Genomic DNA, 13,813 nt, shown 5'->3' on the forward strand with positions numbered 1-13,813 from the left:
GCCCCGCCGCGGGGTGGGGGTCAGGCGAAGACGACTGTGCGGTGGCCGTTCAGGAGGATGCGGTGTTCCGCGTGCCACTTGACCGCCCGGGCAAGGGCCTGGCACTCGACGTCCCGGCCGATGGCCACGAGCTGCGCCGGAGTCACCTCGTGCCCCACCCGCTCGACCTCCTGCTCGATGATCGGCCCCTCGTCGAGGTCCGCGGTCACGTAGTGCGCGGTGGCACCGATCAGCTTCACGCCGCGCGCGTGCGCCTGGTGGTACGGCCGCGCGCCCTTGAAGCTCGGCAGGAACGAGTGGTGGATGTTGATGATCCGCCCGCTGAGCTGCTTGCAGAGGTCGTCCGAGATCACCTGCATATAGCGGGCGAGCACGACGAGCTCGACGTCCAGGTCCCGGACGAGCTGGAGGAGGCGTGCCTCCGCGTCGGCCTTGGTGTCCTTGGTGACCGGGATGTGGTGGAACGGAATCCCGTACGAGGCGGACAGCTCGGCGAAGTCCGTGTGGTTGGAGACGACGGCCGCGATCTCCACGGGCAGCGCGCCGATGCGGGAGCGGAAGAGCAGGTCGTTCAGGCAGTGGCCGAACTTGGACACCATCAGGATGACCCGCATCCGGTCCTCGGCCCGGTGGATCTGCCAGTCCATGCCGAAGGAGTCGCCGATCGCGGCGAAGCTCGCGCGCAGCTTGTCCACGGTGACGGGCGACTCCGCCGAGAAGTGGACCCGCATGAAGAACAGCCCGGTGTCGTGGTCGCCGAACTGCTGGCTGTCCTCGATGTTGCAGCCGGTCATGAACAGATAGCTCGACACGGCGTGCACGATGCCCTGTTTGTCCGGGCAGGAGAGCGTGAGGACGTACTGCTCGGCGCGGTCGGTCGTGCGGTCGGTGGGCTTCTCGCTCACGGCGGCGGACTGCTCGTTCATCCGCCCAGGGTCCCATATCCGGACGGGCCCCTCGGCCCCGTGCCGCCGCCGCTCAGGCCGACCGCGTGAGGATGCGCAGGACCTCCAGGGTGCGCGGCGCGGTGTCCGGGTCGTCGTCGTCACCGGTCGCGAGCCGTACGTGCGCGTCCCGCGCCGCCCGCACCGCGTCCGGCCACCCGGGGTGGTCCAGATACGCGGCGACCGCGGCGTCGGGGCCCACCTCGTGCATGATCCGCAGGACCCGCAGCACGGCCGAGTCGACGAGGGCCGCCTCCTGGGAGTCGCGGAAGATCGTCCCGACGTATTTCTCCGCGGACCAGTTGTCCAGCCACGTATCCTCGACAAGGCGGTACACGGCGTCCGTCACGTCCCCGTACTCCTCGCGACCCGCGAGCCAGCACTCCCGCTGGAACTCCTGGTCCGAGAGCATGTGGAGCGCCGAGCGCACATTGCAGCGCCAGCGCCACCACGGCATGTCGTTCGTTGGCATGGCGCCTATGGTCCTTGACCGACGGCCGCGACGGGAAGACTTCTCCGAACCTTGCACGGTCATCGATCGTACGTTCCCACACGTTCCCCGCTTCCCGGGCCCCACCCGTTCACGTGTTCGTCACCCACCGTTGGGTGGGCGTCACTCCCTGGTTGTTCCCCTCGCGGAATCGTGCGGGTCCATGGCCGCTTTGCGACGCGTCTTCCTCCCCCGCCCCGCCGAGACCGCGCACCGAGCGCGCACGGCCGTGCTCAGCGCGGCGGCCCTGGCGGCGTGTGCGTCCCTGACGGCCGGGTGTGGGGTCATCCCCGGTACCACGGGGGGTTCCGGGGATGCCCCCATCACCGTCATGACCTGGGCGCCGGACGGCACCCGGGCCACCAACAAACCCGGCATGCCCGCGATGGCCAAGGCGTTCGCCCGCTGGGTCAACGCCAGCGGCGGCCTCGACGGCCACCAGCTCAAGGTCCTCACCTGCAACGACCACAACGACCCGGTGGAGGCCGCGGGCTGCGCCCGCCGGGCCGCCGACGAGAAGGTGGTCGCGGTCGTCGGCTCGTACAGCCAGCACGGCCGGTCCTTCATGTCCCCCCTGGAGGTCGCGGGCATCCCGTACATCGGCGGCTACGGCCTCACCGACGACGAGTTCTCCAGCCCGCTGTCCTACCCCGTCAACGGCGGCCAGCCCGCGCTGCTCGCGGGCAACGGACGCCAGCTCGCCGGGGTCTGCGACCGCGTGTCCCTGGTGCGGCCCGACACCACCACGGGCGACAACCTCTCCAAGCTCCTCGACTCCGGCCTCGCCGAGGGCGACCGCGCCGCCTCCGCCGACATCCGGGCGCCCGAGGACGCCTCGGACTACACCTGGCAGGCGCGGCAGGCCCTCGAACGCTCCGCGCGCGGCGGCAAGAAGGGCTGCGTGGCGGCGGCGCTCGGCGCGCGCACGGACACGTTCTTCGACTCGTTCCGGCGCGTCGAGGAGAACTACCCCAAGGTGCGCACCGCCTCCGTGCTCGGCAGCGTCGACCAGACCCTCCTGGACCGCACCGGAGGCGCCGACGGCCCCTACGAGGGCGCGTACGTCACCGGCTGGTACCCGGCCGAGCGCGACAAGCGCTGGGAGCCGATGCGCGAGGTGATCCGCGAGCACGCCTTCGACGACACCCGCGTGGACCCCTCGGACGCGGGCGTGCAGACCACCTGGATCGCGTACACCGTGCTGCGGCAGGCCGTCGAGTCGCTGAACGGCGGCGAGGTGACGTCCCGGGCCCTGCGCAAGACCCTCGACCAGGGCCTGCGCGTGGACACCGGCGGGCTCACGCCGATGCTGAGCTGGCGCTTCGACGACATGCTCGCGGCGGGCGAGTACCCGCGTCTGGTGAACGCGGACGTGACCTTCCAGGTGGTGCGCGACGGCCGCCTGGTGGTGACGCGCAGGTCGTTCGTGAACGTACAGAAGACCCTGGAGTCCGCCCGCTGACCCGCGCCCCGCCCCGGCTAGAGCTGGGTGGGGTTCCGCTTGGTCAGGCCGTGCTTGTCGGCGATCGCGTTCCACAGCGCCGCCGCCTGCCGCTTGGCCTTGGTGGCCTCGCCGCTCGCGCGGTTGCCCGCCGCCGTCTGCGGGGTCGTGCGGGCGCGGCCCTTGTGGCAGCCCTTCTTGCCGCGGACCTGGTCGGCCCAGGCGGCGTAGTGGTTGTCGGCCGACGCGGACGCCCGCCAGGCGCGGTTGAGCTCGGCGGTCAGCCGCCCGTTCGAGGGCAGCTTGTCGACGGTCAGGCCCGACAGGCGGCCGACGAGGCCGTTGCGCTGCTTGGCCGCGTCGCGGAGGTCGGCCGCGGACTGGCGCAGGTTCTTGCACGTACCCACGTTGCGCACGGCCCTGATCACCGACTCGCGGCTGTCGTTGCTGTCCGCGAGGAGCTTGTCCAGGGCGACGGCCTGCCGCTTGACGGGGTCGGCCGACGGGGACGGCTTCGCGCTCTCCTTGTCGTCCGGGGCCTCCGAAGAGGTCGCGGCCAGCGGCTCCTTGCCGTCGGAGTTCTCCGCCTTCGCGTCCCCGCCGCCACCGGCGAGCATCGCGCCCGCGCCGACGCCGACCACGGCGATGGCCACGCCCACGGCGACGAGCAGCGGCGTCTTGGATCCCGTACGCCCCTTGCGGCGCGAGGCGGGTTCCGGCACCGGGTCCGGCGCCGCCGCGGCGGCCGGGACGAGGGGCATCTGCTGGGTGGCGGAGGCGCCCTCCGGCTCCTGGCGGAAGAGGCTGTCGAACTCGGCGGGCGGCTGCCGCTCGCCGTACCCCCCGGCGGCCGCGGCCGGGGCGGGCGGGCCGTCGTCGGTGACGGGGGCGATGAACTGGGTGGGCGCGTTGTCGCCGTGGAAGGCGGGCTCTTCGGGTACGACGTCCGCGGCCTGGCCCAGGAACTGCGTGGAGTCGGCGCGGCCGAGGAACTGCGTGGAGTCCGCCGCGGGCATCGCGTGCCGTGCGCCGTGCCCTGCGCCCCCCGCGCCCCCCGGGGGCATCTCGGGCGGCAGCGCACCGGGCGCGACCGGGGGTATGTACTGCGTCGCCTGCGCGTCGGGCCCGCCCGGCAGCGGCTGCCCCGCGTCGGTGGGCCGAAGGACCTGGGTGTGCTCGGCGGCCGGGGCGGGGCCCGCGGGCGGCAGGCCGTAGTCCTGCCCGGCGTAGGGCGGCGCGTGGGGGTGGCCCTGCGCGGGGCCCGGCGGGGGCAGCGGCTGGCTCTGCGCGGGGCCGGACGGGGGCAGCGGCTGGCTCTGCGCGGGACCCGGCGGCGGGAGCGGCTGGCTCTGCGCGGCGGGCGGAAACGTCTCGCCGTAGCCGGTCCTGTCCTGCCCCAGGGGCGGCAGCGGCTGCCCGTACCCCGACGTCCCGTGCTGCTCCGGCGGCAGCGCGCCCGCGCCCGCCGGGCCGCCGTACGACTGCTGCGGCGGCGTGCTGGGCGGCAGGGGCGTGCCCTCGGGGGGCAGCGGCATCCCGCCCGCCGGGCGCGGCGCGGCTCCGGCGTGCCCCTGGGCGGTCCAGGCCTGGCCGGGGCCCGCCGGTGGCTGGGTGGGTTCCGGACCCCACGGCTCGCCCCAGGGGCTGCCGACCGGCGGGGCCGCCTGGTGGCCGCCGGGCATCAGGGGTTCGCCACCGTCCGCGGGCAGCACGATGCCCTCGTGGGCGTGCCGCTCCGCGGGCTGCCGCGGGTCGGAGGACGCGGCGCCCTGACCGCTCTGCTGCGTCACCGGGACTCCTACTTATGGGGGACCTTCGGAACGTCGGCTCACGCTACCGGGTCCCCGTGGCCGTCTGCCACGCAGCTCAGAGCACTCAGATGACGCCCTTGTCACAGACGCCGCGGGAGTAACGGAAGTTGCGCGGGAGACGCTGTTCAAGGGGCGCCGCGGCCGCACCGCGTGCGACCGGCCGCCCCGGACGCGCCTCCCGCCCACCTCACGCGGCCTGCAGCTCGACGCGCGCGCCGAACTCCCGCACCACCGGCTCCTCCCGGTACGGCTCCAGGCGCTGCTGGAAGTCCTCCAGATACTCCGCGCCGCGGTTGGAGCGCAGGGTGCCCAGGAGCTCCACGGCCTTCAGGCCCGTGTGGCAGGCCTGTTCCACGTCGCGCCGCTGGACCTGGGCGGTGGCGAGCAGCACGAGGCCGATCGCGCGCCGCCGCGCCCGGGTCTCCGGGTGCCCGGCGAGGGCCTCCTCCGCGCGCCTGGCCGCGCCGTCCGCCTGGCCCAGGTCGCGGTGGCAGTGCGCCAGTTCGTCGGCCAGATAGGCCTGGTCGAAGTGGCGGATCCAGACCGGGTCGTCGCCGGACTGCTCGCCGCCGACGGCCCGCTCCATCGCCTCGACCGCGCGGCCCGCGACGGCCTGGGTCGACCGGGCGTCGCCGAGCAGGGCGTGGCCCCGGGCCTCGGCGGCGTAGAACATGGACTCCGCGCGCGGGGTGACGCGCCCGCGCGCCCCCTCCTGCGCCGCCCGCGCGAGCTGGGCGATCTCGCGGGGGTTGCCGAGCTGGGCGGCGAGATGGCTCATCGAGGCCGCCAGGACATAGCCGCCGTACCCGCGGTCGCCCGCGGCCTGGGCCAGGCGCAGGGCCTGGATGTAGTACCGCTGGGCGAGGCCGGGCTGGCCCGTGTCCACCGCCATGTACCCGGCGAGCTCCGTCAACCGCGCGACGGCCGCGAACAGTTCGCGCCCCACCGCTTCCCGGTACGAGCCCGCGAGCAGCCCGGAGACGACGGAGTTCAGATAGTGCACGACGACCGGTCGCACGTGTCCACTGCCGTACTGGTGGTCCAGTTGCGTCAGTGCTTCGGTCATGGCCTTGACCGCCGCCACGTCCGACAGGCCCACGCGCGGCCCGGCCGTGCGGCCCACCTGCGGGTCGGGCGAGGAGATCAGCCAGTCGCGGCTCGGCTCGACGAGCGCGGACGCGGCCACGGAGGAGCCGGACAGGAAGTCCCTGCGCCCCACGTCGCTGCGCCACAGCTCGCAGACCTGCTCGATCGCGCCGAGAACGGTGGGCGAGAACTGCAGTCCCACCCCGGAGGCGAGGTTCTTGCCGTTCGCCATGCCGATCTCGTCGATCGTGACCGTGCGCCCCAGCTTGCGGCCGAGCGCCTCCGCGATGATGCCGGGGGCGCGACCGCGCGGCTGCTGCCCGCGCAGCCAGCGCGCCACCGACGTCTTGTCGTATCGAAGATCGAGACCGTGCTCCGCCCCGCACATGTTGACGCGGCGGGCCAGACCGGCGTTCGAGCAGCCGGCTTCCTGAATGAGTGCTTGCAGCCTTTCATTGGGCTGCCGCGCGACGAGTGGCCTGGCGGCCATGGCGTACCCCCTGTGTGCACCGTGGACCATCTGGTACTTCGGGTCGGATGACGAATGAGGAACGGTCCCGGACTGGTCCGTCCGAGCCGCCCAGATGATCAATGCCCGGGAAACAACCGGAAGATGCACCACAAACACCCACAAACGCACCACACTCTGCTACAACGCATCGCAATACATCGCAACATGGCATAACGCGTCACACATCAGCGAGCCGGGTGAACTTGGGTGAACTCCGACTGCCCCTGGACGTGGCTACCCGCGCTCGGCCCCCCTTGCCCATGCGCGCCCCCACTCGTGCACCCATGCGCCCCGTAGCGGGAACGATGCTCCTCCCCCGCGCACATGACGGGCCGTAACCGGAGCTGACGAGCGGAAGTTGAGGACTCCGTGGAAGAGACCATCGGAGTCACGTCAGCCGCGCAGATCCCGAAGCAGCGCGGAGAGGCCCTGCAGGATTCAGCCGTACGGTACGCGGAGGAACGGCACTGGGACGTCTTCCCCGGCGCCTGGCTCGAGTCCGTCGACGGTACCTGGCGCTGCTCGTGCGGCGACGCGGCGTGCCCCGCGCCCGGCGCGCACGCCGTGCGCGACGACTGGCCGACGCAGGCCACGGGCAGTGCGACCGTCGCCCGCCGCCTCTGGTCGAAGCAGCCGAACGCCTCGATCCTCCTTCCGACGGGCCGTACGTTCGACGCCGTCGACGTCCCCGAGACCGCCGGGTTCCTCGCCCTCGCCCGCATGGAGCGCATGGAGCTGACGCTCGGCCCGGTCACCTGCACGCCCGACCGGCGCATGCAGTTCTTCGTCCTGCCCGGCGCCGCGGCGAAGGTTCCCGACCTCGTCCGCAAGCTCGGCTGGCCGCCCGCGACCCTCGACCTCGTCACCCTCGGTGAAGGGGCGTACGTGGCCGCGCCGCCCACGCGTTTCGGCGCCTCCGGAGCCGTGCAGTGGGCCTGCCGCCCCACCGCGGCCAACCGCTGGCTCCCGGACGCCGAGGAAATCATCTCCCCCCTGGCCTACGCCTGCGGCCGCGAGGCCCGCCGGAGGTAGGAACCGGGCCCCGCGTCACCGACGTATCGTGCGCACACGGACGACGGCGGCGACGGCAAAGGGGCACCCGTGACCCACGCGGCAGTACGCGTAGAGAACCTGTGGAAGGCCTTCGGCACGCAAGTCGCCGTGGCCGGGGTCGACCTCACCCTGCCCGCGGGAAAGTTCGTCGGCCTCGTCGGCCCGAACGGCGCGGGCAAGACCACCACCCTCTCCATGGTCACCGGCCTCCTCCGCCCCGACCGGGGCACCGTCGAGGTCGTCGGCCACGACGTGTGGCGGGACCCGGCCGAGGTCAAGGCCCGCATCGGCGTCCTGCCCGAAGGCCTGCGCCTGTTCGAGCGGCTGTCCGGACGCGAACTCCTCGCGTACACCGGGCGGCTGCGCGGCCTGGCGGGCCCCGAGGTCGACAAGCGCGCGACCCAGCTCCTGGACGTCCTCGACCTCGCGGGCTCCCAGCACAAGCTCGTCGTCGACTACTCCACGGGCATGCGCAAGAAGATCGGCCTGGCCGCGGCGCTCCTGCACAACCCCGAAGTGCTCTTCCTCGACGAGCCGTTCGAGGGCGTCGACCCGGTGTCGGCGCAGATCATCCGCGGCGTCCTGGAGCGGTACACCGCGTCCGGCGCGACCGTCGTCTTCTCCAGCCACGTCATGGAGCTGGTGGAGTCCCTGTGCGACTGGGTCGCCGTCATGGCGGCGGGCCGCATCCGCGCCCAGGGGCCGCTCGCCGAGGTCCGCGGCGCGGCCCCCTCGCTCCAGCAGGCGTTCCTCGAACTCGTCGGCGCGCACGGCCGCGACACCGGCTCCGACCTCGACTGGCTCGGCGGCGGCGCCCGATGACCGCCACCGCGCCCCTCGCCCCCGTCGAGACCGGCCTGATCCCCGTCTTCGTACGTCTGAAGCTGTCGCTCCTGCGCAACGGCCTGCGCCAGTCCTCAGGCCGCCGCGCCGCCTACGCCGCCTCCGCGGTGCTCGCCCTGCTCGTCGCCGCGCTCCAGCTGCTCGGCCTGGTCCTGCTGCGCGGCGACCCGCACGCCGCCACGGTCTCGGTCCTGCTCGTCGCGGTCCTCGCGCTCGGCTGGGCCGTGCTCCCGCTGTTCTTCCCCAGCGGCGACGAAACCCTCGACCCCACCCGCCTGGTGATGCTGCCGCTGCGCCCGCGGCCGCTGGTACGGGCCCTGCTCGTCTCCTCGCTCGTGGGCATCGGGCCGCTGGTCACGCTGTGCCTGGCGCTCGGCGCGGTGATCGCGGTGGCGCGGGGCGGCGCCGCCGTCGCGGTGGGCGTGGCGGCCGTCCCCCTCGTCCTGCTGCTGTGCGTCGCGCTCGCCCGCGCCGTCGCCGCCGCCAACATCCGCCTGCTCACCAGCCGCAAGGGCCGCGACCTCGCCGTCCTCAGCGGCCTCGTCATCGCCGTCGGCGCCCAGCTCGTCAACTTCGGGGTGCAGCGCATCGGCTCCTCCGACGCGGGCCTCGGCGAGCTGGACCCGGCGGCGGACGTCGTCGGCTGGATCCCGCCCGCCTCCGCCCTGTCCGCCGTACGAGCCACCGGCGAGGCCCGCTACGGAGTCGCGGCCGCCCAACTGGCCCTGACCGCCGCCGCCCTGGTGCTCCTGCTGCGGCTGTGGCAGCGCAGCCTCACCCGCCTGATGACCACGCCCGACGGCTCCACGCTCGCCGCGGCCGAGCCGGCCCGCACCCGGCGCGGCGGCGGCCTCGCGGGCCTGCTGCCCTCCGGCCGCACCGGCCCGGTCATGGAGCGCACCCTGCGCTACGTGTGGCGCGACCCCAAGACGAAGGCCGCCTGGGTCACCTCGCTCGCCATCGGCCTGATCGTGCCGCTCTTCAACGCCCTCCAGGGCACCGGATCCGTCTACTTCGCCTGCTTCGCGGCGGGCATGCTCGGCATCCAGATGTACAACCAGTTCGGCCAGGACACGTCCGCCTTCTGGATGGTGGCGATGACCATCGCCTCGACGCGCGACGCCTACGACGAACTGCGGGCCCGCGCCCTCGCCCTGCTGCTCGTCACCCTCCCCTACGCCGCCCTCGTGACCGCCTCGACCACGGCCCTCCTCGGCGTCTGGCACTCCCTGGCCGAAGCCCTCGGGCTCTCCTTCGCGCTGCTCGGCGCCATGCTGGCCACCGGCGCCTGGGCGTCGGCCCGCTTCCCGTACTCCATCCCGCAGGAGGGCCACAAGAACGTGGCGCCCGGCCAGGCGGGCCTCGCCTGGATCTCCATCTTCGGCGGCATGCTGGGCGCCGTCGCCCTGTGCGCGCCCGTCATCGCCCTCACCATCTGGCTGCACGCCTCGGGACAGGGCTCCTGGTCCTGGCTGCTGCTGCCCGTCGGCGCGGGCTACGGCGCCGCCGTCACCGCCCTCGGCCTGCGGCTCGCGGCGCCCCGCGCGGCCGCGCGGCTCCCGGAGATCCTGGCGGCGGTCAGCAAGGGCTGAGCCGAAGGCCCCGGAAACGCAGCAACCCGCGAGCCTGGTCCTCCTCGCCCCTGGGGGCGGGAGGAGCCGGCCGGACGTACCGGCGGCTCGCGGGTCGGGTGACTGCTGTGGATTGGCCGGCTGCGCGCCTGTCTCACGCGCTGGTCCGGCACCGCACTGAGCGTGGTGGCGGGCCGCTAGCCCGCAGCCACCTCTTCCGTCCGGTTTCCATACATCTGCCGAACCACCTCCTCTCCGAAGTAACACTCACCCTAGGAACCGGGCCGGGCGCGTTCAACTGTTTTTCCGCGTGCCGGGACTCACAACGATTTGCCTCAACTTCCGGGAACCTACTGTGGTCCGCGTCACGTTCGAGTTGAATGATCTGACGTGCAGCACACTCAGCTCATGCGGAAGAGAACGCGGCCTGCAGGGGGTTCCAGGTGAGTGCTTCCCGACAGAGCGGGACGACGGACGAACTGGGCCCGGAAGAGCCCGAGCCCGGCGGGGCCGAACTGCTCGCGGCGCTCCTCGACGGGATGGACGCCGCCCTGTGCGCCTTCGACTCCGACGGGGTCGTGACGCACTGGAACCGCGAGGCGGAGCGGATCCTCGGCTGGACCGCCGCGGAGGCCGTCGGGCGGCGCGGGTTCGCCGGGTGGGCCGTGCGGCCCGCGGACGCCGAGGAGGTCGAGGAGCGGCTCCTCGCCGCCATGCACGCCCCCGGCCGCCAGGTGCACGAGTTCGCGCTCCTCACCAAGGGCGGCGGCCGCGTCCTCGTGCGCACCCAGTCCGCGGCCGTGCGCGGCGGCGACGGCAAGCCCGCCGGGGTGTACTGCGCCTTCAGCGAGGTGCACGCCCAGATCGACCTGGAGCGGTCCATCGCCCTCAGCGAGGCCCTGTTCGAGCACGCCTCCTGGGGCGTCGTCCTCGTCGACGCCGACCTCAGGCCCGCCGTCGTCAACGAACACGCCGCGCGGCTGCTCGGCATCGGCCGCACCGCGCTGCTCGGGCGGCCCCTCGGCGAGGTGCTGCTCCAGGGCGTCGAGGAGCTGGAGAGCGCTCTCACGCACGTGCTGGCCGAGGGCGCGCCGCCCGCGCCCGCCGAGCTGTGGGTGACGGCCCGCGGCGAGGGCGGCGAGGCCGAGCGCCGGTGCTGGCGCAGCGGCTTCCTGCGGCTCGGCTCGCCCCTGGCCGAGGAGCCGGTGCCGCTGGGCGTCGGCTGGCTCTTCCGGGACGTCACGGACGCCAAGCGGGCCGAGCAGGAGGCCGCGAAGCTGCGCTTCCGCTCGCAGCAGCTGCACCGCTCCGCGCGGGCCGCCGCCGAGTGCGAGGACCCGATGGAGGCCGCCACCGTCCATCTAGACTTCGCCCTCGCCGGGTTCGCCGACCACGCCCTGATCGACCTCCTGACCGCCGCCGAGCCCGCGGTGCGCCTCGTGCGGGCCGCGGCGACGCCCGCCGGGTCGCCCGGGCCCTGTCTGGCCGCCGACAAGGCCGGTCTTCCCGTGCGCTATCCGGAGGGGCATCCGGCGACGCAGGCCGTGGAGCGGATGGGGTCCGTGCGCGCCAGCGCGGGGCTCGCGGCGCCCGAGCGGGCCCGCGAGTGGGCGTCGGCCCGCCAGTGGCCCGACTCCTCCGTGCACGCCCTGTGCGCGGTGCTGCGCAGCCGGGGCCGCACGCTGGGCGTCGTGACGTTTCTGCGGGGCGGCGCGCGCACCCAGTTCGAGCGCGCGGACGCGGCGTACGCGGAGAGCGTGGCGGTCCGCATCGCCGCCGCCCTCGACCTCGCGGCGGTCCTCGGGGACTAGGGCCTGCCCGATGGGTCGGCTGCGGTCCTGGGGGTCAGTGGCGGTAGAAGATCCGGTCGCCGTACTCCTGGAAGACGCGGCCGTTCCAGTCGTGGCCGCCGTCCACGTTCCCCGAGCGGAGCAGCGGCGGCTGGATCCCGCGGTCCGCGAGCCCCGCGGCCGCCGTGGCCATCATGGCCTGCATCAGGGCGCTCGCGACCATCGTGGAGGCCGGGCCGAAGGGCGCCTCGACGGAGTCGAGGGTCAGCTCCGCGTCACCGACAGCGATCTTCGTGTCGAGCACGATGTCGCAGTGGTCCTTCAGGAACGTGCCGGAGGAGTGCCGCGACTTCGTCCCCTCCGCGTACGCCACGGACGTTACGCCGATGACCTTGAGGCCGAGCGCGCGGGCGTTCACGGCCATCTCGACGGGCAGCGAGTTCCGCCCGGACAGGGAGATGATCACGAGGACGTCCCCGGGCCGCACCGGGCTGGAGTCGAGGACGGCCCCCGCGAGGCCGTCGACCCGCTCCAGGGCGGAGCCGAGGGTCGCGGGCATGACGTCCACGCCGACGGCGCCCGGTACGGACAGCAGGTTCATCAGGGCGAGCCCGCCCGCGCGGTAGACGACGTCCTGCGCGGCCAGCGAGGAGTGCCCGGCGCCGAAGGCGAAGAGCCGCCCGTCGGCGGCGACGGCGTCGGCGATGACGTCGGCCGCGGCGGTGATCGCGGCGGCCTCCTCGTCGCGCACCCGTTCCAGGAGGCCGATCGCGGCGTCCAGGTACCGTCCGGCGAGCCCAGCAGCTCCGGGTCCGCCCGCGCCGCCGTCCCGCGTACCGTTGGTCATCCGCGAAACCCCTTCGTCCCGCCGCGTCCCGTCGTGTCGCGGATCACGGTGCGGTCTGAACCAGCGCCCTGTCAATACGGGCTCACAGCGCCTCTCTCACCCGGCGCGGCCCGCTTGTCAGTGGTATGGGTCAGAATTGAGGGCAGGGCCAGCGCACGAGCGAATTCTGAGGGGCGACCCATGTCGGGGCTTATTGACACCACTGAGATGTACCTGCGCACCATCCTCGAACTGGAGGAGGAGGGTGTCGTCCCCATGCGCGCCCGCATCGCCGAGCGGCTCGACCAGAGCGGCCCGACGGTGAGCCAGACCGTGGCGCGGATGGAGCGCGACGGCCTGGTGGCCGTCGCGAGCGACCGGCACCTGGAGCTGACCGAGGAGGGCCGCCGCCTGGCCACCCGCGTCATGCGCAAGCACCGCCTCGCCGAGTGCCTCCTGGTCGACGTGATCGGCCTGGAGTGGGAGCAGGTGCACGCCGAGGCCTGCCGCTGGGAGCACGTGATGAGCGAGGCGGTGGAGCGCCGCGTCCTGGAGCTCCTGCGCCACCCCACCGAGTCGCCGTACGGCAATCCGATCCCGGGCCTGGAAGAGCTCGGCGAGAAGGACGGCGCGGACCCGTTCCTGGACGAGGGGATGGTCTCCCTCATCGACCTCGACCCGGGCACGGACGGCAAGACGGTCGTGGTGCGCCGCATCGGCGAGCCGATCCAGACGGACGCGCAGCTGATGTACACGCTGCGGCGCGCGGGCGTGCAGCCCGGCTCCGTGGTGAGCGTGACGGAGTCGGCGGGCGGCGTGCTCGTCGGCAGCAGCGGCGAAGCCGCCGAGCTGGCGGCGGACGTGGCCTCGCACGTCTTCGTCGCCAAGCGCTGAGACCGGCGCACCGGGCTCCGGCCCGCCCCGGCACGCGTGTCAACGGCCGTTACCACAGCGGTGGTTGAGGCGGGGCCGGGACGCGCCGGAGTCCAAGATTCAGTGTGCCGAATCGCAGCGCCGGGACGATTTGCGTGCGACGCTGTCGCGAGAGGCATATGACCTGAGGGCTCTTGACCGCGCCGGTACCAGGCCTTGGCCGAGTGGCCGCCCGGTCCCGGCCGGAGAGGGGACGGACGATGTGCCCGCCTTGTGAACAGGGGTACGCGGGGCGGAGCCCCGGGCGCCCCGGAGACCCGCGGCAGGGCGCGTACGTCCGCGGCGCGCGGCGGCGGGTGGGCGGCGCGCGGTCGCCGCGCCGCGCGGCCCCGGCGTCCCGCGTGCGCCACCCGCGGCCCCGCAGGATCCGCGGCGGCGCGAGCGGCGCCCCCGTGGCGCGCGGCCCCCGGACGGCAGAGGGCCCCGGCACCTCGCGGCGCCGGGGCCTGTCCTCCCCTGTGCTGACCCAGAGCCCCGAGCTCTCAGGGTCATCCCCCTCGGACCGGTCTCCCCG

The 13,813-nt window shown here is 73.8% G+C and carries 11 protein-coding genes; 6 read left to right on the forward strand and 5 right to left on the reverse strand.

Going from position 1 to position 13,813, the window contains the following annotated elements; translation table 11 throughout:
* Positions 1-20 precede the first annotated feature (20 nt).
* Both purU and ACIG3E_RS14210 read right to left on the reverse strand, forming a co-directional pair.
* Positions 21-926, reverse strand: a complete 906-nt coding sequence (purU, locus tag ACIG3E_RS14205) for a formyltetrahydrofolate deformylase (RefSeq protein ID WP_399615390.1) — start codon at positions 924-926, stop codon at positions 21-23.
* 52 nt (positions 927-978) lie between these two features.
* Positions 979-1,479 carry a hypothetical protein gene (locus ACIG3E_RS14210; RefSeq protein WP_399615392.1) on the reverse strand — a complete coding sequence of 167 codons (501 nt, stop codon included), beginning with the start codon at positions 1,477-1,479 and terminating at the stop codon, positions 979-981.
* 118 nt (positions 1,480-1,597) lie between these two features.
* On the opposite strand from ACIG3E_RS14210, the gene ACIG3E_RS14215 reads away from it, so the two are divergent.
* Positions 1,598-2,896 (forward strand): ABC transporter substrate-binding protein, encoded by a 1,299-nt coding sequence (locus ACIG3E_RS14215; RefSeq protein WP_399615394.1) that lies wholly within the window; start codon positions 1,598-1,600, stop codon positions 2,894-2,896.
* A 17-nt stretch (positions 2,897-2,913) separates the two neighbouring features.
* On the opposite strand, the gene ACIG3E_RS14220 is transcribed toward ACIG3E_RS14215, so the two are convergent.
* Positions 2,914-4,665: a hypothetical protein gene (locus ACIG3E_RS14220; protein WP_399615396.1), complete on the reverse strand. Its 1,752-nt coding sequence runs from the start codon at positions 4,663-4,665 to the stop codon at positions 2,914-2,916.
* Between the two features lie 208 nt (positions 4,666-4,873).
* Positions 4,874-6,262, reverse strand: coding sequence for a transcriptional regulator (locus ACIG3E_RS14225; protein ID WP_242719263.1), 1,389 nt, complete (start codon positions 6,260-6,262; stop codon positions 4,874-4,876).
* 390 nt (positions 6,263-6,652) lie between these two features.
* On the opposite strand from ACIG3E_RS14225, the gene ACIG3E_RS14230 reads away from it, so the two are divergent.
* From ACIG3E_RS14230 to ACIG3E_RS14245, 4 genes are all read left to right on the forward strand, one after another.
* Complete coding sequence (locus ACIG3E_RS14230; protein ID WP_399615398.1) at positions 6,653-7,315, forward strand: bifunctional DNA primase/polymerase; 663 nt, start codon at positions 6,653-6,655, stop codon at positions 7,313-7,315.
* A 69-nt stretch (positions 7,316-7,384) separates the two neighbouring features.
* Positions 7,385-8,158 carry an ABC transporter ATP-binding protein gene (locus ACIG3E_RS14235; RefSeq protein WP_399615400.1) on the forward strand — a complete coding sequence of 258 codons (774 nt, stop codon included), beginning with the start codon at positions 7,385-7,387 and terminating at the stop codon, positions 8,156-8,158.
* Positions 8,155-9,771 carry a transporter gene (locus ACIG3E_RS14240; RefSeq protein ID WP_399615402.1) on the forward strand — a complete coding sequence of 539 codons (1,617 nt, stop codon included), beginning with the start codon at positions 8,155-8,157 and terminating at the stop codon, positions 9,769-9,771. The genes ACIG3E_RS14235 and ACIG3E_RS14240 overlap by 4 nt, the downstream gene beginning before the upstream one ends.
* 422 nt (positions 9,772-10,193) lie before the next feature.
* The gene (locus ACIG3E_RS14245; RefSeq protein ID WP_399615404.1) at positions 10,194-11,561 is read left to right on the forward strand and encodes a PAS domain-containing protein; all 1,368 of its coding nucleotides are present in this window, start codon (positions 10,194-10,196) and stop codon (positions 11,559-11,561) included.
* Between the two features lie 34 nt (positions 11,562-11,595).
* Here ACIG3E_RS14245 and ACIG3E_RS14250 read toward each other — a convergent pair whose 3' ends face one another.
* Positions 11,596-12,387: an SIS domain-containing protein gene (locus tag ACIG3E_RS14250; protein WP_399615406.1), complete on the reverse strand. Its 792-nt coding sequence runs from the start codon at positions 12,385-12,387 to the stop codon at positions 11,596-11,598.
* 180 nt (positions 12,388-12,567) lie between these two features.
* Between ACIG3E_RS14250 and ACIG3E_RS14255 the strand changes: the two genes are divergently transcribed.
* Positions 12,568-13,260: a metal-dependent transcriptional regulator gene (locus ACIG3E_RS14255; protein ID WP_030361523.1), complete on the forward strand. Its 693-nt coding sequence runs from the start codon at positions 12,568-12,570 to the stop codon at positions 13,258-13,260.
* The last annotated feature ends 553 nt before the right edge of the window (positions 13,261-13,813 follow it).

The organism is Streptomyces sp. NPDC053474 (assembly GCF_044544845.1).
Taxonomy (GTDB): Bacteria; Actinomycetota; Actinomycetes; order Streptomycetales; family Streptomycetaceae; genus Streptomyces.

Coding starts and splice junctions, on each gene's coding strand:
- ACIG3E_RS14255 (WP_030361523.1), top strand. CDS start 12,568: ATGTCGGGGCTTATTGACACCACTGAGATGTACCTGCGCACCATCCTC.
- ACIG3E_RS14225 (WP_242719263.1), bottom strand. CDS start 6,262: ATGGCCGCCAGGCCACTCGTCGCGCGGCAGCCCAATGAAAGGCTGCAA.
- ACIG3E_RS14210 (WP_399615392.1), bottom strand. CDS start 1,479: ATGACCGTGCAAGGTTCGGAGAAGTCTTCCCGTCGCGGCCGTCGGTCA.
- ACIG3E_RS14240 (WP_399615402.1), top strand. CDS start 8,155: ATGACCGCCACCGCGCCCCTCGCCCCCGTCGAGACCGGCCTGATCCCC.
- ACIG3E_RS14215 (WP_399615394.1), top strand. CDS start 1,598: ATGGCCGCTTTGCGACGCGTCTTCCTCCCCCGCCCCGCCGAGACCGCG.
- purU (WP_399615390.1), bottom strand. CDS start 926: ATGAACGAGCAGTCCGCCGCCGTGAGCGAGAAGCCCACCGACCGCACG.
- ACIG3E_RS14250 (WP_399615406.1), bottom strand. CDS start 12,387: ATGACCAACGGTACGCGGGACGGCGGCGCGGGCGGACCCGGAGCTGCT.